Here is a 22,260-nt window from a genome sequence, read left to right on the forward strand (position 1 = left end):
CGCCGCAAACGGGTGGGTTGGCCTCACTAAATTTGCTACGCTCACACTATCTTAAGGTGGAGGTAGCACGTGTTCTGTGTACGTATTTTACAACTCTTAATCATATCCGCTTTATGGCTAATGCCGACGCTGTCTGAGGCAGCGGGTAAATGTGATGTTGAACTGGGCCATGGTTTAATCATCACAGATTCGGTCATTCGTATCGTCGATAAAAATCAGACCCGGGTGCAGATCAACAATGATAATCAGCTGCTGATCAAAGGAAAGTGGATCCAGCTTAGCGATCAGGACACGCTGTTGCTGAATGAATATGCGCTTGGGATCCGTGACACTGTTCCTGAGCTCGTTAACCTGGCAACTGATGGGGTTAATCTCGGCCTGAGCGCCATAGAGCAGGTTGTAGAGGGCATGTCTGACAACGACCCGGAAGTGCTGAAAACCCAGCTTCAATATGTTGAGCGAGCATTGATGGACAAGTTTAAGCGTGGTGAAGACTTCTATTTTATTGCGCCGCAGTCACTCTCTAAAATTGATGACTTTTTTACCAAGGAAATCAGCGAGCGGATCCATTCCGCTGTACATGGATCTTTGGGAGCGATACTGGTGTCTGTCGGGGACGCGTTTAAAGCCAGAGAAGGCAATATTGAAGATCGCTTTAGTGACATGGGCCAGCGCATGGAAATTATTTCCAGTGAAATCGACAAGTCACTTAAGAAGAAGGCCTATCAATTGGAAGAAAAGGCAGATGAATACTGTGAATGTCTTAACGCCTTAGATAAAACAGAGACCCGGTTGCAGAGCATAGTTCCGAGTCTGGCCGAATACGATCTGGTTAAGATCCGTTAAACCCATACCAATTTTTGGCATTGGCGTAGCTGAGCCGGTGCCAGAGTGCATTGTCTTGCTGACACAAAGCCAAATATTGTTGCCAGACACTATGGTAATCATGTCGGATCAGGCACACCGGGTGGTTAGAGGCAAACATGACTCGCTCAGTGCCAAATAGGTTCAGCAAGCTGGTTAGTTGGGTCTGTAACGGTAAGGGGCTTGCTAGTAACTCATGCCCTGAAAACTTGATGGCGCAATGAGGGAGTGCAGCCAGCAAGGCCGCATTTTCCAGCCAGTTGTCTGCTTCACCCACCAGTCCGCTATGATTAAGCATAATACGTAAATTGGGCACCTGGCGCGCAATGTTGCACAGGTGTGTTACCACATTATGCTGAGTGAGCTCAAACTGGGCCTCAAAGTGCAATCCTTTTTCACTCAGCAAGGCAAGATTATCGGCAACCTGGGGAGTGAGCAGGCGTGCTGCATCCTGACCTTCAGTGATGTCGCGTATGGCAACCAGGCTGGGATGTTTTAGTGCATCCAGTTGACGACGAAACTGTGCCGCAGAGGCGTCGATTTGTGCATAACTAACTGCTTTATAGCGCGTGGCTGGTAGTAGCTGTGCCAGCCAGTCCAGCTCGCGCCGTGGTTGCTCATTGTCAAACCCAGCTTCAATATGGACACACCCTTCTAGAGAAAAATCGCTCAGACTGAAAAGCGCATCGGGCAGGTGGTCCTGCCTGATCAGGTCGAGATTAGGCCAGCCGGGCGGGTTATGTTTCAGCCAATGATATTGACCCTGCTGGAGTGAGAAAAAGTGAAGGTGCGGGTCAATAATTTTATTCATCGTGCTGTATATCCGCCGTCTATGGTTTGCAAACTGCCGGTAATAAAGCTGGCATCGGGACTCAGTAAAAATGCGACCAGTGCTGCCACCTCATCTGCCTGGCCAAGGCGGCCCAGAGGCTGGAGCGCCGCTTCTTCAGCGACAATGGTCTGCTTATCGGCACCGCTTTTTTCACAGTAGCGATCGATAGCCTGATGAAACAGAGGTGTCTCTATGGTGCCCGGGCACACCGCATTTGCGCGAATATTATAGCCCGCATAATCCAGTGCTGTGGTCTTGGCCATTGAGGCCAGTGCAGCCTTGGTCAGGTTATAAGCAAACGAGTTAGGCTTGCCTACTAAAGCCTGATCAGAGGAGATCAGAACAATACTGCCGTCATTTTGTGCTTTCATGGTCGGCAATACAGCCTGAATGGCACTGTAGGCCCCTTTCACATTGAGGGCAAAAAGCTGATCCAGAGTGTGTTCATCGGTATCTTCTATGGTGGCGCTGAGGTGTTTACCTGCGTTGGACACCAGTGCATCCACACGCCCTGTGGTGGCAATGATGTCTGCGATGGTATCGTGCACTGCGCTTACATTACTGACGTCACAGTGGCGATATTCTCCATGTGATGCAGTTTGAATGTCCAAATTGAACACCTGATAGCCCTGATTTAGCAGACGTTCGGCAATGGCTTTACCAATGCCGACGCTGCCACCGGTTACAATGGCAACTTTTTGCATGTGTTTTCCTTAATGATTGTGACCGCAGCCGCCTTCAGCGTGCACATGGCCATGAGCCACCTCATCCGCTGTGGCTTCGCGCACAGACAGGATCTCGATGTCAAAGGTCAACGTTTTACCTGCAAAAGGATGGTTAAGATCGCAATCTGCGTTGAAACGGCCCACTTTAATGAGCTGTACCTGGTGGCGACCCTGGTTAGACTCAACGATAGCCGTCATGCCGGGTTTCCAGACTTTATTGTTACCCAGACCTTGCAGGTGCTTAATCGGGATACGCTGAGTCAGACCTTCCTGATATTCGCCATAGGCGTCTTTTGGCTCCAGCGTCAGGGTCACTTTATCGCCAGCCGCTTTGCCCTCTAACCCCGCTTCCAGGCCAGGCAACATGCCTTCTGCACCGTGCAAGTATACCAGTGCGTCCTGATTGGTGCTGGTTTCCAGCTGCTCACCGGCTTCGCTCAGGGTGTAGTGGAACTCAACCACAGTATTTTTTGCGATCTGCATAGTAATCTCTTCATTTTCGTAGTGTTGTAGTGTCAGGCATTCTACGGATCGCTTTTCGGCTTGACCAGTGTTTTTAGTTCATCGAGATAATCTTTGCCGCTCCCTGTACCTACGTTAGGCTGAGGTGTTATAGGCGCTTCTACTGGCAAGTGAAGGATCAGCGTATCGCCCGGAGACAGCAGGCTTTGTGTTGTGAGTTGATTCCAGTCGAGTAAATCTTTCATCGGTACCTGATATTGGCGGCTGAGGGCCCAAAGAGAATCACCATCCTGGATCACATGGTGCTTTTCATAGGTTGCGACTTTAGCTGGCCGTTGTTGCTGTAAATAGGGGCTGATCTCATAATCTACAGTGAGGTCATCTTTGGCATGAGCGCGGTGGATCAGCAGTGTTTCGCCAACCCGAATCAGGTCTCGGGTTTTATTGTTGAGCTGTTTTAACTGCGCAACGCTGGTGTTATGTCGTCTGGCAATACCGTACAGGGTATCATTGAGCTTTACCTGATAGTGTGTGCTGAATTGACGGCGGTAGAAGTCGGTGGCGAACAATTGCTGTTGAACCATAGGTAACAGTACTTTAAATGGTCCGTCAGCCGGACTCTGATGGCGTAAATACCCAGGGTTGAGCTGATGTAATTGCTGCTTATCAATGTCGAGTAACGCAGCCAAGATACCAAAGTTAAACGCTTGTCCCACATCTAACACGGTCGTTTGAGCTTCATTTGGCAAACTGGGGCGTTGCAGGCCTGTTTCTGGATGTTGCAGCAGGTAGCTCAGTGCCAGTAGTTTCGGCACATAGTCGGCGGTTTCTTTGGGTAGTTTCAGATGCCAGAAATGACTGCTGCGCTTGTTCTTCAGGTTGTACTTGATTGCAGCTTTGACTCGCCCTTCACCAGAGTTATAGGCTGCCAGTGCATGTAACCAGTTGCCATTAAATCTCTGTCGCAGATAGTGCAAATAATCGAGCGCGGCGTCGGTTGCGGCCAGTACATCCTGACGGCCGTCATACCAGTCATTACTCTGCAGGCCAAAATGGTAGGCGGTTGCATCAACTAGTTGCCACACTCCGACGGCACCTTGAGAGGAGCGCGCAGTGGGCCGAAAATCACTTTCCACGAAAGGCAGCAGTGCCAATTCCATCGGCAGCTTTCGTTGTTCCACTTTTTTCACTATGTGATAGAGGTAAGGGGCGGCCCGTTCGTTCACGCTCAACAAGTAGTTGGGCTGTGACAGATACCACTGGACTCGCTTTTGCAGGCGGGCGTTAGGTGTAATATCAAAGCGGAGGTTGGCAGCGATATATTGCCAGAGCTCCTGATACTGTTGCGGCTGTTCAGTGATCACAGGCAAAGGCGCGGTGGTGTCTGGTTGCTCAGCTTCGGGGGCTGGCAATTCCTCGCTGGGAAAGTTCAGCGCGAGGCTGATATCCGCAGGGGTAGCATGACGTTCCGGGGAGCTGAGACATGCTGCCAGCACCATAGAACACAAGACGATGACACTGCAGCGTAACGAATTAAGTACGCGCCACCAAGACATAGAAAAAACGGCCTGAATCTCTCATAAGGTCCACTATACTTGCTGGCGATTATTTATTCAAAGTCTTCTTGCGGGCAAGCACTTTGACAGCTTGAGAGAAGTGCCGGGTCAATTGTATCTGGTTGTAGGGCAAACCTTGATAAAGGCTAGTCAGTGTTGTGGGGAGGCGGGCATCTTCTTGCGCTGCCTGTTGCTGCGCCAGCGTTAAAAACGTGATTGGTACACTTAGTTGCTCAGCTTTGTAGGGCTTACCAAACGCAGGCAAGATCCAGTCGAGCTGAGGGTCGTGCTGCAAGGCATACAGAGCAGAATGCCAACTTGTGTTGCGGACATAGGGCAGCAGGTTTACGCTCTGTCCTGCGAATAAAGCGCCATGTTGCACACTGAATACGCTCAGATCGTAGCCGCTTTGACCGTGAAACTGGCTGATTTTTAACGTGACTCCGCCCAGCTCCAAATCAGATGGCGCTGTAGTCTCGTTCGTGACAGCTATACTTTGCAACGTCTGCCAGCGGGCCAGCCGTTGTTTGGCCAGCGCCAGTCGTTGTGGCCATGCAGCTTGTTGCTCAGCAGATAACTTCCTCAGCCTTTGCTCACTGAGTTCAATGCTTTTGGCAAAGTTATCGAGCTGTGTATCCAGTGCTTCTCGTAGCGTATGATCTGTGAGCTGTGGCGCTTTTGGCAGGTGTACGCTGGCATTCGGAAAGGCTTGTTTTAATAGCGCCAGCCCGGTGAGCTGGTGGGTTTCGCTGGTAGTGGCGATTAAATGACACAGCGGAGTGTTCAGGCGTTCTTTGAGTTGATTAATCACCTGTTCCAGCGCCACAAAGTCTCCGTGGCTGTCTATCAAGGCGCTACAGGCTTTTCCCTGTATAAGCGCCATATTCGGTAAGATAAAGCGGGCTTTTGCTTGTGGCTCTATCAGGGTTATCTGAGAAGAAACCGTATGCCAGTTGGCAGCAAACGTTGTTGGCGCCAGCATCAGTGTGGTGAAGAATACACAGAGCAGGCGAAGCACTTAAGCACGTTCCATCTGAGTACTGATACGTTGAGTCAGCTGCTGTAGCGTTTGCTCTGCTTGCTGGGTATCATTTTGCAATGCCAGCAATTCATGACACAGATGTAGTGCAGCGAGCAACAAGGCGTTGTGATCGCTGCGCACCGTATTGCGCTGACGCATTTCGTCGACCCGTCCATTAAGCAGGTCGACGGCATCAATCAGTGCTTGTTGTTGTCCTGGCGTGCAGGAAAACTGGTGACTTTTTCCCAGCAGGGTGACGGTGACCTGTTCGGGCGATTCTGACATTAGCCTGCCTGACTAGCACTCTGCAGTTTTTCTAACAACCCACTCAGTGTTGAGCTGGTTTCTTTTTGCTTTTCTTCGCTTTCCAGTACTTCAAGCTGAAGCGTCTCATTTTCATCAATTAATTTGCTGTTTTGCTCTTTGAGTGTGTTGACCTGCTCAGTCAGAGTATTGTTTTGTGCAATAAGTTGATCAATCAGTTGCTCGAGTTGAGGGAGAATTTCTTTCATTTTAAATGCGCTCATTATCACTGTGATTATGTCATGCAAATGTAAAGCAAAGTGCGCTGCAAAGCTAGTGATTAGGGCAGGTTATGCTGATTTTTGTCTCGTTTTAAGCGATAATACCCAATACTAACAATTTTGTTCATTTATGGTTCAGCCGGAGCGCTTAAAAAGCGCGGCTTTGAGTGCCAAAGGAATGGACAATGCCCACCTCAATTAGGAGCGGATAATGCTCAGTTATCGACATTCATTTCATGCAGGTAACCCTGCCGATGTCATAAAACATTTGGTACTGGCTCAAGTGCTGGAATATATGACACGTAAAGATAAGCCTTTTGATTATATCGATACGCACTCTGGTGCCGGATTGTTCGAATTGGCAGCCAAAGATGCGCAAAAGACACAAGAGTATCTGCTGGGTATTGCGAAATTATGGCACTACTGTGGCCAGGTGGGCGCCATTCAAGACTATGTTGAACTGGTTAAATCACTGAACCGCGACACGCTCGCCTATTATCCCGGTTCACCCAAAGTGGCTGAGCAGTTTCTGCGTAAGCAGGATAAAGGCTGGTTTTTTGAATTGCACCCACAGGATCTCAAGCTACTGGAAAAAAACACAGGGCATAAGCGCTCTTTGCGGGTGAAAGGGGAAGACGGATTTAAGGGACTGATGGGACTGGTGCCGCCACAATCACGTCGCGCTTGTGTACTTATGGATCCGCCGTATGAAATTAAGTCTGATTACGAGGTTGCGGCCCGCTCTATTATTAAGGCACACAAACGTTTTGCATCGGGCACCTATATGATTTGGTATCCGGTTGTGGACCGCGCACGGATCGATCAGATGGAACAGACCCTGATTGAGTCCGGTGTGAGAAACATCCAGTTGTTCGAATTGGCTACTGAGGCAGATACCGAAGAGCGCGGCATGACGGCATCCGGCATGATAGTTATCAATCCGCCCTGGACACTCAAAGCGACCATGGATGAAGTCTTACCTGAACTGGTTAAGTGTTTATCCTCAGACTCCGGGTTTTTCCGCAGTGAACAGTTGGTGGCCGAGTAAACTGATTTTGAGTCAGCCTATTCGCTCGCATTCTCACCTGCGAAAGTATGTTCCAGATAGTAGGTTTCTATCCGGGCGATTTGACCCGTTTTCTGAAGTGTCAGAATCGCCTGGTTGAGCTGGGGCAGCAGGTGGCCATGCTCGGCTCGAAGGCGGATATGAAGTAAGCCTTGTGAATGCAACTGGTTGAAGTGCAAATCTATCTTGTCCTGTTCTGACCAGTATCTTGCGGGCAAATCGCCAATGATGGCCAGCTCTACCCGTCCTTTACTCAGCGCTTTTAACAGCGCACGCTCGGATTCAAAATCTACTCGGGTAAAAACATCATCGTCATGATAATAGTAACCTCGAACTGTACCGACCATTTGACCCGACAAATTGGTGAGAGGCTCCGTGGGTGTTTGTGTTACGATGAACTCGCGGATCGGCAGAATTGGTTGTGAAAAAACAAATCGTGGATCGGTGCGCTGGGTTGAGTTTAGCCAGGCGGGGCTGATAAGGTCGAAGTCGATCTTTCCGGCAGCGAGATAGCGGTTGGTACGCTTTGCAGGCAGGACAATATTCTCGCCTTGCAAAGATGCCTGAGTCAGTATGCGCTCCACTAAGTCGGGCAAGATGCCAGGGTGATGCGGGTCGTTAGTAAAATAGGGATAAAAAGCGCCAGAGCCACTAATACTGTATTTTAGGGTATGTCGCACTTGAGCCACGCTTTGCTGCTCAGGCGAAGCTGCAATCCCCTGACTGCTAAAAAGCAACGGGATAAGAAAAAGCAGGATGCAAAAAGACGAAATAAGTGTAACACTCATAAGACCTATAATAGTAAAAGAGTGACAGTCTCGGCAACCACCCAGGGTGACTTTGTCGTTACCATAGTGGTGAGAAAATAGATTGCTCAAGGGCCTGAGTTTTCATATGCTGGGACAACGGAAGCCTTTAAAGTACAAGAGTTAAGGATGTTAATGAGCGGTCATATTGCCAAGTCAAAAAAAGACGCGGTGCAATATATAGCACGCCAGGCCATATTCAATCGTGAACAGAGCGTGGCTGCCTATGAATTGTTGTATCGGGACTCACACAATAACGCCTTTCCTATCGGGGTCAGTGACGGCCAGGCGACAGGCAGGTTGTTTTTTAATTCTCTGCTCTTTATTGGTGTTGAACGGCTGGCTGCCGGTGCGCCTGCCTTTATCAATCTGTCAGATGAAACTTTACTGCAAGAACTTCCCAAATTACTCCGCCCACAAGGGTTGGTAATCGAAATTGTCGAACGCTCAACGAATTTGTCAGAGCTGGTCGCCACTGTGACTAAGCTAAAAAAATTGGGATATCGCTTTGCGCTTGATGACTACGATGGTGATGAGCGCTGGGAAGTGTTACTGCCGCTGATGGATTACATTAAAATAGAAGTGCTTGACCCGGTGATTAAAACCACCATGATGCTGAAAAAGCTCAAACGACGCTTTCCTGATGCAAAAGTGATTGTCGAGCGGATTGAAACCATGGAGCACTACAGCTTTATCAAAAGTGCCGGGGCAGATTACTTTCAGGGCTTTTTCTTCGCGGTACCGGAAATGCTTAATCATGGCAATGTCGAGCCGTCGAAACTGGTGGTTCTGGACTTATTACGTTGTACTGCCAAACAGTCTTTGTGTTTTAAAGAAATTCAGCAAAGGATCGCCAAAGATCTCAGTCTGACGGCGCGGGTGCTTAAGCTTGCCAATGCTAAAGCGGGTGAAGATAAAATTGAGATCCGCTCCATCGCTCAGGCTGTTGTTTACCTTGGTGAAGATGCTATTCGTCAGTTTGTAAAAGTGCTGGCGTTAAGTGAACTGGGCGCAGACAAACCCAGCGAGCTGACAAAGCTAGGTCTGGCACGCGCGAAATTTCTCGAGCAATTCCTGCTCCCAGGTGGTGATGAAATGGCGCAGCAGGGTTATCTGATTGGCCTGATGTCAGTCCTTGATGCCGTGCTGGATGTAGAGCTTTCCGTTATTGTCGATGAATTTTCATTGGATCCTGACCTGAGCAGCGCGCTGTTAAGCTACAAAGGGTTGATCGGCGGGGCGCTGCGTCTGGCGATTGAAGTTGAACGTAATAACATTCAGGAAGCCGAACTTATCCTCAATGCCATTCGTCCGGCATCCAGTATAGAACTGCTCTTCTCACTGGCACTGGACAGTCGTGTCTATGCCGATGAAATTTACGCCGTTGTAAAAGAAGAAGTCGCCTAGGCCCGTTTTCGGGCCTGAGTGCTTATTGTTTCAGCGGAAAAAGTTTTAACACTGTTATCGTTATGTTTGTTCCTGCCGAGTAGCAACAGTATAAAGTGAAATTGAGTTTAACTCATTGCAGGGAACATAAGCGTCATATTCAGCGTTTTCCAGTATGCCTGTTCTTGTTGTAGATCGGCTACAAACAGAGAGTGCTGAGCCAGCCAGTCAGGCTCGAACGTCAGCAGCAGGCTGTTATCCAGCGCTTCTATTGTGAACTTAGCAACCTGATCGATTTGTCGTTTCTGATGCACCAGAATGGCCAGACGCAGTAAAGTTAACAGGCGAGCAAAGTGTGTCAGGTCGGCTTCCACCAAAGCTGACAGCTCTGCGCGTTTGATTTTTTTGCGATGAAAGCGGATCAGCGTGCCCAGCAGCTGTTGCTGATCCTGGGTAAACCCCGGTAGCTGTGCATTTAATACTATGTAGGCACTGTGCTTGTGGATCCCCGATGAGTTTATTGCCAGCCCCACTTCGTGTAGTCGCGCGGCCCAGCGTAGCATCTGCAGGTCGATTTCATTGAGCGCCCAGTGCTCTTTCACCATGGTATACATCTGGTTAAGGGTGTCGCAGATATGCTCCGCATGTTGCTTATCAACGGCATAATGATCACTGACCGCGCTGATGGTGCGGGCCCGAATATCAAACTCATCATTTTGCGCCATTTCCTGCAACAAGCCTTCGCGCAATGAATTATCGCAATAACTCAGCTCATCGATGTTGAGTTGCCTGAATACTGCGATCAGAATAGCCAGTCCGCCTGCAATACTGGCATACCGTTCTTCGGGCAGCGCTTTAAGATTTAGCGCACTCAGGGAGTCGGCTTCAATCAGACGTTGTCTGATCTGCTCCAGCACGGTGAGGGTCAGGGTATCCTGGTTAAATAGTTCCTGAGCGATGGCACATAAGGTTTTAATGGTGCCCGACGTGCCGATGCAGGTTTGCCAGCCGGCCTTACGGTAGCTGGCGGAAATGGCTTCGATGTTCTGCTCTGCTTTTATTTCGGCTTTGGCAAAGCGTTTGGCCGTTAGTTTAAGATCCTTAAAATGACTGTTACTGAGCGTCACGCAGCCAATATTGCGGCTGGTGAGTAATTTGTGATCCAGATGTTTGCCAATGATCAGTTCGGTACTGCCACCACCGATATCGATCACCAGGCGGTTATCATCGCTATGGATATGGTTTGCCACACCCTGATAGATGAGACGAGCCTCTTCTTGTCCGGAAATTACATTGATCTTAAAAGGAAAAACTTGTTTCGCTTTGGCCAGAAAGTAGCGAATATTGCGACAGTTACGCAGTGTATAAGTAGCAACAACCTGTACACTGTGCTTATCGAAATCCTGTAACGTGGCTGCAAACTGTTGCAGCACATGCAGCGCGCGCTCAATGGCTTCTTCGCTCAGGTTAAACTGCTCGTCTAAACCAGCAGCCAGAAACACACGCTGCTTTTCTTTGTGCAGCAATTGCAGGCGACCATCGACCTCCCTCGCGACGACTAAATGAAAACTATTCGAGCCTAAATCAACGGCCGCGATGGAAGGGTATGTGGTCATAGAGCTGCCCTTATGTATTGGATTGGTTGCTTTCCCACTTTTTCAGATGGTCATAGATGGCTATCTGGGAGCGGATCTTCTTCTTATTACCGCGACGAACATAGAGATTCTTCTGTTCACTGTCAATGATCCGTGCTTTTGCTCTGTCTTTAAATTGCAGTTCAAGAATATCGATGATCAACTGTTTGAGCGACTCGTCGTATATCGGGGTGCCAACTTCAACCCTGTGATCCAGATTGCGGGTCATCCAGTCCGCAGAGGAGATATAGACCTGAGGGTTGCCGTCGTTTTCGAATACCATGACTCTGGGGTGTTCCAAAAAGCGGTCGACGACACTGATCACTTTGATGTTTTCACTAAAGCGTTGCAGGCCTGGTACCAGAGCACACATGCCTCGGATGATCATACGGATCTTTACGCCTGCCATAGAAGCATTATACAAGGCATCAATCAGCTCTTTGTCTACCAGATTGTTAACCTTGACAGTGATTTTAGCCGTTTTGCCAGCCTGGGCATTTTGACTTTCCTGATCAATCAAAGCGAGAATTTTTTCTCGTGCATTGATTGGCGAAATCATCAGGTGCTTAAAGTTAAACGGCCTGTAGCTGCTTTCAATGAATTTAAACACATCATCACATTCATCACAGATCTCCGGATGTTTAGTGAACAAGCTGAAGTCGGTATAAATACGGGCGGTTTTTTCATGGAAGTTACCGGTACCAATGTGAGCATATTTCACGATTTGGCCTTTTTCCCGGCGATGGACTACACACAGTTTGCTGTGCACTTTCAGTGCCGGGATCCCAACCATAACCTTGATACCGTAATCGCTGAGCATTTTTGCCCACTCAATGTTGTTTTGTTCATCAAAACGGGCTTTGAGTTCGACCATTACGGTGACTTTCTTGCCATTTTTGGCGGCATTGATCAGCGAAGCCATCAGTCGGGAGCGTGACGCGACGCGATAAATATTGACCTTGATCTGGGTGACTCTGGGGTCAAACGCTGCCTGGCGTACATATTCCAGCATGTGGTTAAAGGTGTGGTAAGGGTAGTAAAGCAGAATGTCCCGCTTAGAAATAGCCCTGAAAATGCTGGAATAGGCGTTAAACGCCTCACTCTGTAGCGGTGGCAGGGGTTTGTTTTCCAGATAGCCACGGCCTACATTCGGAAAGCCAATAAAATCGCGGAAATTACGGTAAGGACCACCGGGGATCAAGGCATCCTGACTGGTTACTCCAAGGCGCTTTTTCATGACTTTAAGAATTTCTTCTGGCATCGCCTCGTCGTAAGTCAGTCGCACTGGCTCGGCATATAAGCGCTGTTTAAGGCCCTTTGACATTTTATCCAGCAGACCTTCTTCAATTTCGTCATCGAGGTTGTACTCGGCATCCCGGGTAAGTTTGATTTCATACCCTTCGATGCTGTCAAAGCTGAGGAAGTTTCTGAACACTTCGTGGAGGTAAAAACGTACCACTTCGTCGAGCATCACAATGGTTTTGTGGCGCCGGGTTTTTTCCGGTGGCAGCAGAATAAAACGCTCCAGGCGATCGGTTGGTAGTTCCAGTAGCGCATGATGTTGCTTGTCGCCACGCATTTCAACAAACAGGTAGGTCAGGGCATCGTTGATGTGATCTGAGTAGTCTTTACTTTCGCTCAGTAAAATAGGGCACATGTGCTGTAGCACCTGATCCTGAAAGTATTTGGCCAGCCACTGTTGGTGAAAGTCCGACAGCTCAGCCGGCTTTTTTATATGAATGTTGTGCTCATTCAAGTCCACCAGGATCTGATCGTAAATGTGCGAGAACTTCTTGCCCAGCTCCAGCACTTTCTTGTTCATCTGGTTAAGCAGGGCTTCGTCTTCGTCAAAGTCGGTGTCGGGCAGGTTACTTAATAAGATGCGACGTTTTACATCGGCAACACGAACCCGGAAGAATTCATCTAAATTATTGGAAAATATGCCTAAAAATCGGATCCGCTCAATGATTGGGTTACTTTTATCTTTGGCTTCCTGAAGGACACGCTCGTTAAAGGACAGCCAGCTCAGCTCTTTGGCAAAATAGCTGATGGTAATGGGATCGTTAGATAATGCTTGCATCTTTCTTTCCATGGTAATTAAAGCTGCGGGTAGAATATGTCTGTAGTGTGACACTTATATGACATGCGCTGTCATGTCACCGAATTATCAACAAAGTGTAGACCAATCTCCCTGATCTGGCTTGTTTGATATCAAAGTATGTGTTCAAAGGTAACTGGTTGGTGAAATACCCGGTAAGGTGACTTGCAACCTTACCGGTCAGTGTGATCAGGACTGTTCGACATCCACGATCAGATCGCTGGTGATGGCTTCAAGGGCTTCGATAACGTTGTCTTTGATCATACCAGCGGGCAAACTAACGGTAGCAAATGCACTAAAAATCGGGACTCCCCAATTGGGCGCACTCTGCTGTTTGGAGTTTAGGTGGGTAATGTTAGCGCCTTTGTGGCGGATCACTGTTGCCAGCTCCTGGACAATACCAGGGCGATCATTACCCGTTATTACTAAGTTCAAGGTTTCTGGTTCTGTGCTCTGGTCTTGTTCGCCATTGGCGATACGTACCTCTAGCCCAGATATATCAAGTACGGCGTTTTGCAGCTCTTGTAAGTGCTCCTCTGCTACCTCAACCTGTACTATCCCTGCAAATTGTCCGGCAAGGTGACTTAAATTACTGGTTAGCCAGTTGCCGTGATGGTTAAGAATTGTTGAGGAAACTCTTTCAACGAGACCTGGTTGGTCCTTGCCTATAAGTGTTAGTACTAACTGCTTCATATCACATGTCTCTTATTATTGGTGGCTTGGTATCTAAGCCCTGAATGAAAGCGAATAATCGCTCTATAAGCCTAGTAAATGATACTTATTTGTCTACTTCCGATAATGGATACAATGTAAAAAAATGCAAAAATGATATCGCTTACTGTAATTCGAGCCTTACTCCCGGTGTTAAGTTCCCTGGACAAAACGAAATTTTTGCACCTGCCTGCACAGCCTGTTTGTCATTAGGGCGTTGTATTTACGGGCATTGACCGCATTTTTTGTCAGCAATCTGAGCACTGTGGTGTAAAGTTGGGAACTAACATGCCCTCTTTTGATTCAGAATTCAGCAGGAATGAATAAGCAATGAGCGTAACTAATGAAGAGCAATTCCACAAAGCGAGCAGACTTGGGGCTGGATGTAACACAACTGTCATCTTGATGAAATATAATGCGCCGCAGTTTGATTATGAAAGGGTATTTTGATGACTTCCAATCCGCAAAAACCATCCTTTAAAACGGATAGAAGCCGTCTATTTAAGGACCGCTTTGCCCAATTTGGCATTACCTCAGGTGGGGTAATGGTATTGGTCGCTTTGCTATTGATATTCTTCTATTTGCTTTACGTTGTACAGCCTATTTTTGAATCTGCTAAGGTCGAAAAACGGGTTGATATTGCGTTGTCTGCCGAGAAACGCTACTTCGCGCTCGGTGTAGAAGAGCAAACAGAGATTGCGTATCTGCTGGATAACACCGGTCAGGTAGATTTTTATCAGGTGAAAGGCGAGGGTGCAGGTAAACTTGTTAGCACCCTACAAACTAAGCTGGATGGTCAAATCACCAGCTTCGCGAAAAGCGCGCCATTTTTAGGTCAGTATGCGTACGGTCTTGACAATGGTCAGGTACAGATCCTCAAGCCCAACTTTGTGGTCACTTTTCCGGGTAACCAGCGTGTGATGAAACCTCGCCTGGGTTACCCACTTGCAGGTCAGCAGTTGTTGGTCGATGAGCAGCAACAGGCACTGAAAAAGTTTGCCTTTAGTCATTATGAAGACAAAACGGCTGTGGTTGCATTGACTGCCGATAAACGGGTGATTTTCGCGTCATACGTGGCCGAAGAAAACATGTTTACGGGCGAACTGGAATGGCAGGTAACACGTACTGAACTGCCCATTGATGGTCGCATTGACGACTTATTGATATCACCGGATACCACCCGTACTTTTGTGCGCTCTGCGAATCAGATTTATATTTTTGATACCCGCTTTGCGGATGATGTTACTCAGTTTCAGCTGTTAGCGGCCAACGAAGAAAATGCCAATCTGGTCAGCATGGCCTTGCTGGCCGGAGCTAACTCTCTGATGCTGGCCAATGACAATGGTGAAGTGTCACAGTGGTTTGAAGTAAACACTGATGCTGGCCGTGAATTTGCCAAAATTCGTGCTTTCGATAGTGATAAGAGCAAGCACATGAAAGTGCACAGTGAGTTCTATCGTCGTACTTTCTTTACTACCACTGAAAAGGGTGAGCTGGGCGTGTACTACACCACCAGTGAAGCTGAGTTATGGCGTGGAAAAGTGGCTGAACAGGCCATTGATGCTTTCGCAATCTCGCCTCGTGCGAATGCTGCTTTATTGCTGACTGGCAATCAGGTCAGTGTGTTTGAATTGCATAACGAGCACCCGGAAGTAACCTGGTCTGCGCTATGGCAGGAAGTGTGGTATGAAGGCTATCCAGAGCCGGCATACACCTGGCAGTCAACGTCAGCCAGTGATGACTTCGAATCTAAATTCTCATTGGTGCCAATTTCATTTGGTACGATTAAAGCCGCTTTCTATGCCATGCTGTTTGCGGTACCGATTGCGCTTTCAGCGGCCATTTACACCGCTTACTTTATGTCGAGCGAGTTACGTCGTGTGGTGAAGCCAACGGTTGAAATCATGGAAGCACTGCCTACTGTTATTTTGGGTTTCCTGGCAGGTCTGTGGTTAGCGCCGCTGATCGAAAGCCACTTACCTGCGATTGTCGCACTGTTGCTGCTATTGCCACTGGCTATTTTGGGCACAGCACTGGGCTGGACCAAGCTGCCTAAAGCCATTCGTCACCTTGTTCCGGATGGCTGGCATTCAATCTTGCTGATCCCTGTGGTATTGCTGGTTGGCTGGGTGTCTTTTGCTATGAGCGATGTGATTGAAGGATGGATGTTCGGTGGTAACGTACGTCAGTATCTGACTAATGAACTGGGCCTGACTTTCGACCAGCGTAACTCTTTGGTCGTGGGCATTGCGATGGGCTTTGCGGTTATTCCAACGATTTTCTCAATTGCCGAAGACGCAGTATTCAGTGTACCCAGACACCTGTCAAACGGGTCACTGGCATTGGGGGCAACGCAATGGCAAACACTGGTGCGTGTTGTGCTACTGACAGCCAGCCCGGGTATCTTTTCGGCGGTAATGATGGGTCTGGGCCGTGCTGTGGGTGAAACCATGATTGTACTGATGGCAACGGGTAATACACCGATTATGGACTGGAGTATCTTCCAGGGGATGCGTACCTTGGCGGCGAACATCGCGGTAGAAATGCCTGAATCTGAAGTAGGCAGCTCGCATTACCGGATCCTGTTCCTTGCGGCTTTTGTATTGTTTATTTTTACTTTCGTATTTAACACGATGGCTGAGTTTGTACGTCAGCAGCTACGTGAAAAATACAGCTCAATGTAACTGGAGTGAGATGACATGGTAAGACAGTGGTTTAAGTCAGGATCTCCGTGGATCTGGATGACAGGCGGTGCGGTCAGCATCAGTTTGATCTCAGTACTGGGTCTGCTTGCAATGATAGCGTGGAAGGGCCTGAGCTTTTTCTGGCCTTCCGAAGTGGTTGAGATGCACTTGCAGGGTTCTGTTCAAAAGCAAACCGTGATTGGTGAAATCTACGACCGTGAGCTGGTGCCTAAGTCGCGACTGGAAGCAACTGGCCTGGATTTTTCTAACCATCCTGGCGAGTACATAGAACGCTTGCTGGTAAAAACCGGTAACCGTGAGTATGTTGAACTGGATTTCCGCTGGATTTTGTCTACCGATATCCAGAGCCAGTCAACACCTGCGCAGATAGCGGTCTTTGAGCGGACTAAAAATGGTAACTTTTATGGCTATGTTGAGCGCGTTATTCGCGACGGTCAGGTAGTGACAGACAATCCGGTAGAAGCGTTGGAAGAGATGGTTGAGCGTGCTGTTGATCTGAACGAAGAAGCGCTTGATCTGCAAAACGGTGAGATTGGTCACATTAACTATGAGCTGGAGCGTTTGCGTCTTAAAGAGCGTGCTTATCAGCTGGATGATGAACTGACCCCTGAAATCATCGCTGATCTGGAAGCGCAGCGCGCTGCCCTGCGCGAAGAATACAAGGTATTAGAGAAAACGCTGTTTGAACTGCGCAATGGTGCCAAACGCGACGAAGTGGTTGTGCGCGACATGCGTGGTGAAGAAGTTACGCTACCTTTATATCAGGTTTTAGACTTTTGGTTCCCGAACGACATGGGCTTCTTTGCAAAAGTGGGCCATTATATGTCGCAGATTGGCAAGTTTATCAGTGATGACCCGCGTGAAGCGAATACCGAGGGCGGGGTATTCCCGGCCATCTTTGGTACTGTGTTTATGGTGATGCTGATGGCTGTGATTGTGACGCCATTTGGCGTGGTTGCCGCGATTTACCTGCATGAGTATGCGGCTAAAAATGCGGTGACTAAGATGATCCGTATCGCGGTGATAAACCTGGCAGGTGTTCCTTCTATCGTATACGGCGTATTTGGCTTAGGTTTCTTCGTATACATGCTGGGTGGCTCTATCGATGCGTTGTTTTACCCGGAAGCGTCACCAAGCCCGGTATTTGGTACGCCAGGTGTGATCTGGTCAGCATTGACGCTGGCAATCCTGACACTACCAGTTGTGATTGTTTCGACTGAAGAAGGCTTATCACGTATTCCAAGTACAGTGCGCCATGGCTCACTGGCACTGGGCGCGACCAAAGCTGAGACCTTATGGCGAATTATCATTCCAATGGCCAGTCCGGCAATTATGACAGGTCTGATCCTGGCAGTTGCCCGAGCTGCGGGTGAAGTTGCACCACTGATGCTGGTGGGGGTGGTGAAAATGGCACCGACCTTGCCGCTGGATGGAAACTTCCCGTATATTCACCTTGACCGGAAGTTTATGCACCTGGGTTTCCATATCTATGATGTGGGCTTCCAGAGCCCGAACGTAGAAGCGGCACGTCCTTTGGTTTATGCGACTGCCTTCTTACTGGTGACGGTGATCATTGCACTGAACATCACTGCAATTGGGATCCGTAACCACCTACGTGAAAAATTCAGAGCTTTAGAGCACTAATAGTAAAGTATTTAAATAGGTAAACATTTATGATTACAGTAGCGCCACAGGTAAATAATGCAGATACCAGCAAGAAGTTGGATCTGGAAAACTTGAGCCCGGAACTAACCGCGTTAGAGATCAAAAACCTTGACCTTTACTATGGTGACAAGCAGGCTCTGAGCGACATTAACATGTTGATCCCGCGTGGTCAGGTAACGGCATTCATCGGTCCGTCTGGTTGTGGTAAATCAACGCTATTACGTTGTATCAATCGCATGAACGATTTGGTAGATACCTGTCGTATTGAAGGTGAGATCAATCTAAACGGCACCAACATTTATGATAAAAGCGTTGATGTCGCGGCGTTGCGTCGTAATGTCGGCATGGTATTCCAGCGTCCAAACCCATTCCCTAAATCTATTTACGAGAATGTAGTTTACGGTCTACGCTTACAGGGTGTAAAAGACAAACGTAAGCTGGATGAAGTGGTTGAGCGTTCACTGCGTGGTGCTGCTTTATGGGATGAAGTGAAAGACCGCTTACACGACAGTGCGTTTGGTTTGTCGGGTGGTCAGCAGCAGCGTCTGGTTATTGCACGTTCAATTGCGATTGAGCCAGAGGTATTATTGCTGGATGAGCCAACCTCGGCACTTGACCCCATCTCGACTTTGGTTATTGAAGAGTTGATCAATGACCTGAAAGAAAAGTACACCGTGGTGATCGTAACTCACAACATGCAGCAGGCGGCGCGGGTATCCGATCAAACAGCCTTTATGTATATGGGTGAGCTGATCGAATATTCAGATACTAATACTCTGTTTACAACACCAACCAAGAAGAAAACCGAAGACTACATTACGGGTCGTTACGGTTAATTTGTCGGGCTCAGCAAAGCGCTGAGCCAGCGTCTCCACAAGGAGGCGCCCATGCCGTGTTGAAACAAATTAGGAACTGACTATGGAACATAATATTAATAAGCATATCTCTGGCCGCTTTAATGAAGAGCTGGAAAACGTTCGCAACCATGTGTTGAGTATGGGCGGACTGGTTGAACAACAGTTAAATCTGGCGCTGGATGCGGTGAGCCATTGTGATGAAAGCAAGGCTCGCAAAGTCAGTGAGAACGACTATCAGGTTAATGCCATGGAAGTGAGCATTGACGAAGAATGTACTCGTATTATTGCTAAGCGTCAGCCGGCAGCCAGTGACTTGCGATTGGTTGTTGCCATTGCAAAAACCATTGCCGATCTGGAACGTATCGGTGATGAAGCAGAACGCATTGCAAAAGTGGCGCTGGATTCTTTCACCAAAGACCAACAAGACTTACTGGTCAATGTTGAAAATATGGGTCGTCTGGTTTCTCAGATGCTACACGATGTACTGGATGCATTTGCCAGAATGGACGCCCAGCGTGCATTTGAAGTCCACAAAGAAGATGCCAAAGTTGACCGTGAATATGAAGCATTAACGCGTCAGATCATGACCTATATGATGGAAGACCCGCGTTCTATTCCTAAGATTATGGACCTGATCTGGTCGGTTCGTTCACTGGAGCGCATCGGTGACCGCTGTCAGAATATTGCAGAATATGTGATTTATTTCGTTAATGGCAAAGATATTCGCCATACTTCTCAGGAAGATATCGAAAAATCACTGTAGTACTCAAAGAAAAAAGTACCAATAGTAGACACGGCAGGTTTTTTTATTTATAACTGTTTTTGAGCGAAAAGTAATCAATAGAAGGAATGAACTATGAAACTAGCTCTGAACAAAAAAATATTAAACAACTGACGAAAGACAGCAACGCACTAAACAACAAAATGACGCCTCAAGTAGCGGGAGGTAAACTTTATAATTCGCTTCCACCGCCATCAGAAAAAACGTGTTATGGTGATTGTTTTATCGAGTTGTAAATAAGGCTTAAACGAGCTTTTGGTACAGAATTGAGCGAGCTATATGCTCGCTTCGTTCGAATCGGTTCTGACCAAACTTCCCGGCACGGTGCAAAACTACTCAATCATTATTGCTTTTATCTGATTATTTTTTCTATGTTTATCTAGGGGTTAAGCGAACAAACGGCAGTGATATTATCTTGATAGCCATTATGCTTGTTAAACATGCTTGTGCCGTTAATCAGAACTTCACACGAAAAAGCGTTCACAATCTGGCTTAATGCTGTAAAATTGCGCCCTGCACATGCATATTAATATGATTTAAGGGTCAGTTATGCCTAGTAATGCATTTTTAGGAGTATTCGCAAAGTCTCCTATTAAGCCAATTGAAGAGCACATTAAGATCGTCCATCAAGCCAGTGAAACCTTGATCCCGTTCTTTAACCATGCCTTCAAAGGGGAGTGGACCGAGGCCGATGCGCTTCGAGTGCAGATCCGTAACCTGGAAAGAGAAGCAGATACATTAAAGCGTGAAGTGCGCCTGCACTTGCCACGTGGTCTGTTTATGCCGGTAGAACGTACCGACTTACTGGAACTCATTACCCACCAAGACAAGATCGCCAATAAAGCCAAAGACATCGCGGGACGCGTGATTGGTCGTGAACTGGAGATCCCTGAATCAATTCAAACCGACTTTTTGGCGTATTTGACACGCTGTGTTGATGCGACCAAACAAGCCTCAGAAGCCATTAACGAATTCGATGAACTACTGGAAACTGGTTTCCGTGGTCGCGAAGTTGCACTGGTCGAAAAAATGCTCGTTGAACTGGATGCCATCGAGGAAGATACCGATGAGATGCAAATCCGTATTCGTAAAGGTTTACGCAATATTGAAAGTGAACTTAACCCGATTGATGTGATGTTCTTATACAAGATCATTGAGTGGGTCGGCGAGTTGGCTGACATTGCTGAGCGCGTAGGTTCACGACTGGAGCTGATGCTGGCGCGCTAAGCGTACACCATCTGCCTTCACACAATTAGTTAAGAATTAAAGGTTTTTCAATGGATATCATTGCATCCTATGGCACGCTATTGATTATAATTGCGGCCGCAGTTGGTTTCTTTATGGCCTATGGCATTGGCGCGAACGACGTAGCCAATGCGATGGGCACATCGGTTGGCTCTAAAGCGCTGACCATCAAACAGGCGATCATCATCGCGATGATTTTTGAATTTGCCGGTGCTTACCTGGCCGGTGGTGAGGTAACGTCAACGATCCGTAAAGGGATCATTGATGCCACGCCATTTATGGATATTCCAGAACTCATGGTACTGGGGATGATCTCGGCGCTATTCGCCGCAGGTACCTGGTTATTATTAGCATCTATGCTTGGCTGGCCTGTGTCTACTACGCACTCAATCATTGGTGCCATCATAGGCTTTGCTTTGGTCGCTGTGGGCAGCGAAGCTATCCAGTGGGGTAAAGTGGCTGGTATCGTCGGTAGCTGGATTGTGACCCCTGCGATTTCAGGCTTTATTGCTTACCTTATCTTTATGAGTGCGCAAAAGCTGATCTTTGACACTGATAAGCCATTAGAAAATGCCAAGCGTTTCGTGCCTGTCTATATGGGTCTGGCTGGTTTTGTGATGTCTTTGGTTACTATCAAAAAAGGCCTCAAGCACATCGGTGTTAATTTGGGGACTTTTGAAGGGTATGCGCTGGCCATCGGTATTGCTGTACTGGTTGGTTTGATTGGTAAAATGGCCATCAATCGCCTGAAGATAGACCCGAATGCGGACAAGCAAATGCACTTTAATAACGTTGAAAAAGTGTTTGCTATTCTGATGGTACTGACAGCTTGTTGTATGGCGTTCGCGCATGGTTCAAATGATGTTGCTAACGCGATTGGCCCTCTGGCTGCGGTTGTAAACATCGTTGAGCACAATGGTGAAATTGCTAAGAAAGCGGCGCTGGCATGGTGGATCCTGCCTCTGGGTGGTTTAGGGATCGTCGTAGGTCTGGCTGTCTTGGGTAAAAAAGTAATCAAGACTATCGGTGAAGGCATCACTCACCTGACACCAAGCCGTGGTTTTGCCGCTGAGCTGGCAGCCGCTTCAACGGTTGTTATTGCTTCAGGTACGGGTTTGCCAATCTCAACCACACAAACCTTGGTTGGTGCGGTATTGGGTGTAGGTATGGCTCGCGGTATTGCTGCGCTGAACATGGGTGTGATCAGAAACATTGTGGTTTCGTGGGTAATCACGTTGCCAGTTGGCGCTGCCCTTGCTATTGTTATATTCTACATTCTGAGAAGCGCGTTCGGCGTTTAACAGAAAGGACAGACTTTTAGC

General features: G+C 47.9%; 20 protein-coding genes. 9 read left to right on the forward strand and 11 right to left on the reverse strand.

Annotated features, from left to right (window positions below; genetic code table 11):
* Positions 1 to 120 precede the first annotated feature (120 nt).
* The gene (locus ELR70_RS07390) at positions 121 to 846 is read left to right on the forward strand and encodes a YggN family protein (protein ID WP_054014372.1); all 726 of its coding nucleotides are present in this window, start codon (positions 121 to 123) and stop codon (positions 844 to 846) included.
* On the opposite strand, the gene ELR70_RS07395 is transcribed toward ELR70_RS07390, so the two are convergent.
* Genes ELR70_RS07395 through zapB form a run of 7 tightly spaced genes read right to left on the reverse strand, consistent with a single transcriptional unit; the run spans position 833 to position 5,972 of the window.
* The gene (locus tag ELR70_RS07395) at positions 833 to 1,675 is read right to left on the reverse strand and encodes an amidohydrolase family protein (RefSeq protein ID WP_054014373.1); all 843 of its coding nucleotides are present in this window, start codon (positions 1,673 to 1,675) and stop codon (positions 833 to 835) included. The two genes, ELR70_RS07390 and ELR70_RS07395, sit on opposite strands and share 14 nt — an antisense overlap.
* Positions 1,672 to 2,400 (reverse strand): SDR family oxidoreductase, encoded by a 729-nt coding sequence (locus tag ELR70_RS07400; RefSeq protein WP_054014374.1) that lies wholly within the window; start codon positions 2,398 to 2,400, stop codon positions 1,672 to 1,674. The genes ELR70_RS07395 and ELR70_RS07400 overlap by 4 nt, the downstream gene beginning before the upstream one ends.
* 9 nt (positions 2,401 to 2,409) lie before the next feature.
* A complete protein-coding gene (locus ELR70_RS07405) occupies positions 2,410 to 2,904 on the reverse strand; it encodes a peptidylprolyl isomerase (protein WP_054014375.1) in 495 nt (164 codons plus the stop codon).
* A gap of 41 nt (positions 2,905 to 2,945) precedes the next feature.
* Positions 2,946 to 4,439 carry a transglycosylase SLT domain-containing protein gene (locus ELR70_RS07410; RefSeq protein WP_235577067.1) on the reverse strand — a complete coding sequence of 498 codons (1,494 nt, stop codon included), beginning with the start codon at positions 4,437 to 4,439 and terminating at the stop codon, positions 2,946 to 2,948.
* A 49-nt stretch (positions 4,440 to 4,488) separates the two neighbouring features.
* Complete coding sequence (locus ELR70_RS07415) at positions 4,489 to 5,457, reverse strand: hypothetical protein (protein WP_054014377.1); 969 nt, start codon at positions 5,455 to 5,457, stop codon at positions 4,489 to 4,491.
* Positions 5,458 to 5,745 (reverse strand): cell division protein ZapA, encoded by a 288-nt coding sequence (locus tag ELR70_RS07420; protein ID WP_054014378.1) that lies wholly within the window; start codon positions 5,743 to 5,745, stop codon positions 5,458 to 5,460.
* A complete protein-coding gene (gene zapB / locus ELR70_RS07425; protein ID WP_046005422.1) occupies positions 5,745 to 5,972 on the reverse strand; it encodes a cell division protein ZapB in 228 nt (75 codons plus the stop codon). The genes ELR70_RS07420 and zapB overlap by 1 nt, the downstream gene beginning before the upstream one ends.
* Positions 5,973 to 6,195: 223 nt before the next feature.
* On the opposite strand from zapB, the gene rlmJ reads away from it, so the two are divergent.
* Positions 6,196 to 7,032, forward strand: a complete 837-nt coding sequence (gene rlmJ / locus ELR70_RS07430) for a 23S rRNA (adenine(2030)-N(6))-methyltransferase RlmJ (RefSeq protein WP_054014379.1) — start codon at positions 6,196 to 6,198, stop codon at positions 7,030 to 7,032.
* Between the two features lie 17 nt (positions 7,033 to 7,049).
* On the opposite strand, the gene ELR70_RS07435 is transcribed toward rlmJ, so the two are convergent.
* Complete coding sequence (locus tag ELR70_RS07435) at positions 7,050 to 7,838, reverse strand: transporter substrate-binding domain-containing protein (RefSeq protein ID WP_082353126.1); 789 nt, start codon at positions 7,836 to 7,838, stop codon at positions 7,050 to 7,052.
* Between the two features lie 147 nt (positions 7,839 to 7,985).
* Between ELR70_RS07435 and ELR70_RS07440 the strand changes: the two genes are divergently transcribed.
* Entirely contained in the window at positions 7,986 to 9,263 is a 1,278-nt protein-coding gene (locus ELR70_RS07440; protein WP_054014380.1) for an HDOD domain-containing protein, read from the forward strand.
* Positions 9,264 to 9,370: 107 nt separating this feature from the next.
* Here ELR70_RS07440 and ELR70_RS07445 read toward each other — a convergent pair whose 3' ends face one another.
* From ELR70_RS07445 to ELR70_RS07455, 3 genes are all read right to left on the reverse strand, one after another.
* Positions 9,371 to 10,858 (reverse strand): exopolyphosphatase, encoded by a 1,488-nt coding sequence (locus ELR70_RS07445; RefSeq protein WP_054014381.1) that lies wholly within the window; start codon positions 10,856 to 10,858, stop codon positions 9,371 to 9,373.
* 10 nt (positions 10,859 to 10,868) lie between these two features.
* The gene (gene ppk1 / locus ELR70_RS07450) at positions 10,869 to 12,956 is read right to left on the reverse strand and encodes a polyphosphate kinase 1 (RefSeq protein ID WP_054014382.1); all 2,088 of its coding nucleotides are present in this window, start codon (positions 12,954 to 12,956) and stop codon (positions 10,869 to 10,871) included.
* 207 nt (positions 12,957 to 13,163) lie between these two features.
* Positions 13,164 to 13,667 (reverse strand): ACT domain-containing protein, encoded by a 504-nt coding sequence (locus tag ELR70_RS07455; RefSeq protein ID WP_054014383.1) that lies wholly within the window; start codon positions 13,665 to 13,667, stop codon positions 13,164 to 13,166.
* A gap of 467 nt (positions 13,668 to 14,134) precedes the next feature.
* Here ELR70_RS07455 and ELR70_RS07460 point away from each other — a divergent pair, with 467 nt between their 5' ends.
* The 6 genes from ELR70_RS07460 to ELR70_RS07485 all read left to right on the forward strand — a co-directional run bounded on the left by ELR70_RS07460 (position 14,135) and on the right by ELR70_RS07485 (position 22,239).
* Positions 14,135 to 16,369: an ABC transporter permease subunit gene (locus ELR70_RS07460; protein WP_054014384.1), complete on the forward strand. Its 2,235-nt coding sequence runs from the start codon at positions 14,135 to 14,137 to the stop codon at positions 16,367 to 16,369.
* 15 nt (positions 16,370 to 16,384) lie between these two features.
* Positions 16,385 to 18,034, forward strand: coding sequence for a phosphate ABC transporter permease PstA (gene pstA / locus ELR70_RS07465; protein ID WP_054014385.1), 1,650 nt, complete (start codon positions 16,385 to 16,387; stop codon positions 18,032 to 18,034).
* Between the two features lie 29 nt (positions 18,035 to 18,063).
* Positions 18,064 to 18,891, forward strand: a complete 828-nt coding sequence (gene pstB, locus ELR70_RS07470; RefSeq protein ID WP_054014386.1) for a phosphate ABC transporter ATP-binding protein PstB — start codon at positions 18,064 to 18,066, stop codon at positions 18,889 to 18,891.
* 82 nt (positions 18,892 to 18,973) lie between these two features.
* Positions 18,974 to 19,675: a phosphate signaling complex protein PhoU gene (gene phoU / locus ELR70_RS07475; RefSeq protein WP_054014387.1), complete on the forward strand. Its 702-nt coding sequence runs from the start codon at positions 18,974 to 18,976 to the stop codon at positions 19,673 to 19,675.
* Between the two features lie 567 nt (positions 19,676 to 20,242).
* The gene (locus ELR70_RS07480; RefSeq protein WP_054014388.1) at positions 20,243 to 20,920 is read left to right on the forward strand and encodes a TIGR00153 family protein; all 678 of its coding nucleotides are present in this window, start codon (positions 20,243 to 20,245) and stop codon (positions 20,918 to 20,920) included.
* A gap of 50 nt (positions 20,921 to 20,970) precedes the next feature.
* The gene (locus ELR70_RS07485; protein ID WP_054014389.1) at positions 20,971 to 22,239 is read left to right on the forward strand and encodes an inorganic phosphate transporter; all 1,269 of its coding nucleotides are present in this window, start codon (positions 20,971 to 20,973) and stop codon (positions 22,237 to 22,239) included.
* Positions 22,240 to 22,260 lie beyond the last annotated feature (21 nt).

This window comes from Pseudoalteromonas sp. R3 (assembly GCF_004014715.1).
Taxonomy (GTDB): domain Bacteria; phylum Pseudomonadota; class Gammaproteobacteria; order Enterobacterales; family Alteromonadaceae; genus Pseudoalteromonas.